Annotated in this window: 2 protein-coding genes; both read left to right on the plus strand. The window is 48.4% G+C overall.

Going from position 1 to position 2,017, the window contains the following annotated elements:
• The first annotated feature begins 272 nt into the window (after window positions 1–272).
• Window positions 273–1,181 carry an AAA family ATPase gene (locus tag F6K20_RS36085; protein ID WP_008191660.1) on the plus strand — a complete coding sequence of 303 codons (909 nt, stop codon included), beginning with the start codon at window positions 273–275 and terminating at the stop codon, window positions 1,179–1,181.
• An 88-nt stretch (window positions 1,182–1,269) separates the two neighbouring features.
• On the plus strand, window positions 1,270–1,770 hold the full coding sequence (locus F6K20_RS36090; protein WP_287298035.1) for a cytochrome C: 501 nt from the start codon (window positions 1,270–1,272) through the stop codon (window positions 1,768–1,770).
• The last annotated feature ends 247 nt before the right edge of the window (window positions 1,771–2,017 follow it).

Consider the following 2,017-nt stretch of genomic DNA (forward strand, 5'->3'; position numbering starts at 1 on the left):
TCCCCCTTATTAAGGGGGGTTAGGGGGGATCACCCACCTGATCAGGGTAGGTTTTTTACATTTGAATCGGGAATCGGGAGTCGGGGTAAGAAACTTGACTGTACCTCCTGTACCTCATAAGTATGATAAGCCCTATCAAAATCTTTCCCATTTTCCGAAAACCCTTGCTAGCTTATAGGAGATAGGGGGATGTTTGCCCTGCTCCCTGCTCCCTGCTCCCTGCTCCCTGCTCCCTCCAATAATTTATCCCTCACCCAATTGAACACTGCTCTATGAGACAAAGAATTCAACAGCTCCAGGAAAATCTCGGTCGTGTGATTGTTGGTAAAGCAGATGCCATTCGTCTAGTGATCGTGGCCCTATTGGCTGGGGGTCATGCCTTGCTGGAAGATGTCCCTGGTGTGGGCAAGACACTACTAGCGAAATCCCTAGCCCGTTCCATAGATGGGAAATTTCAACGTATTCAATGTACCCCTGACCTATTACCTACGGATATCACAGGAACCAATATCTGGAATCAGCGCAGTGGTGAATTTGAATTTCTGCCAGGTCCAGTATTTACCCATGTCTTGCTAACCGATGAAATTAATCGAGCCACACCCCGGACCCAGTCAGCCTTATTGGAAGTAATGGAAGAGCAGCAGGTCACCGTAGATGGGCGATCGCGTCCCGTACCTCAGCCCTTTTTCGTGATTGCCACCCAAAACCCAGTGGAATATCAAGGTACCTTCCCCTTGCCAGAAGCCCAAATGGATCGATTCCTATTATCTTTATCCCTAGGTTATCCCACAGAACAAGAAGAACTCCAGATGTTGCAACGCCATCTAGAAGGAATGATGGTTTCCGAGCTCACCCCCTGTATCACCACCGATGAAGTATTAGAATTACGGCATCTTTGTCAGCAGGTCAAAGTAGAACGGTCACTACAAGAGTATATGCTCAATTTAGTCAGAGCATCCCGTTCCGCCGAAGATGTCACCTTAGGAGTCAGTCCTCGCGGTACCATTGCTTTACAACGGGCAACCCAGGCACTAGCCTTTGTGGAAGGTCGAGATTATGCCATCCCAGATGATATCAAGTTCCTGGCACCTTATGTACTGTCCCATCGTCTCATTACCTCGGGGGGGCGTCGTGCTCAGCCCATTGTTGAGCAATTGTTGCGCTCTGTACCAATCCCTTAAAGAGTGTTGTGTGTGAGGTATGTCCAAATTTTTGAACTCAAGAAGCCCAAGGCGAAACCGTAGACGTTCACCTTGGGTTCTATTGTTATTGCTAATTTTTTGGAGTATTAGCATAGGATGGGGACTGGAGCGAGCCGTAGGATATACGATTGAGCCAGAAACAGTTACCTCCACCCCCACCGAAGTAATCGCATCCATGGACCCAGTGTCCAAACGCTACAAATTAGGCAAAGACCTTTACCTAGAAAACTGTTCCGCTTGTCACATTGCTTTGCCACCAGAAGTATTGCCTACCGAAACCTGGCGTCGGTTATTGTTAGAGCCACAGGAACATTATGGTACCCAACTCCGAAGACTGCTTGGTCCAAGTTTATTGCTCACCTGGCAATACTTGCGAGATTTCTCCCGTCCCCATAACAAAGACGAAGAAGTCCCTTATCGTATGACCCAATCCCGTTATTTCACAGCCCTGCATCCCCGAGTCAAAATCCCTCGACCCTTTGGAGTTAAAACCTGTGTTACTTGTCATCCCGGTGTCGCAAACTATGATTACCGCACCCTGACCCCAGAATGGCAAGATGCCCCCTAATCGGGTAATCGGGAGATCGGGAGATGGGGAGGTGGGGAAATAGGGAGATGGGGAGGTGGGGAAATAGGGAGATTAGGGAAGTATAGCACTTTCTAGTCTAATCAGATACACAAGATTTTTTCACTCTTGCCGTCTTGTCTGCAGAGGACACGTCTGGGACTCCAGTCACCAACTCTAGTGCATCTCGTATGCCGTCGTCTGCTTGAAATAAAAAAAAGAACAGAAGGGCGGCGATTTCCCGATGATG

The sequence above is a fragment of the Moorena sp. SIO2C4 genome, from assembly GCF_010672485.1.
Classification (GTDB): Bacteria; Cyanobacteriota; Cyanobacteriia; order Cyanobacteriales; family Coleofasciculaceae; genus Moorena; species Moorena producens.

What these genes read in the sequence shown, in the direction of transcription:
- F6K20_RS36085 (WP_008191660.1), top strand. Translation starts at nt 273, where the DNA reads ATGAGACAAAGAATTCAACAGCTCCAGGAAAATCTCGGTCGTGTGATT.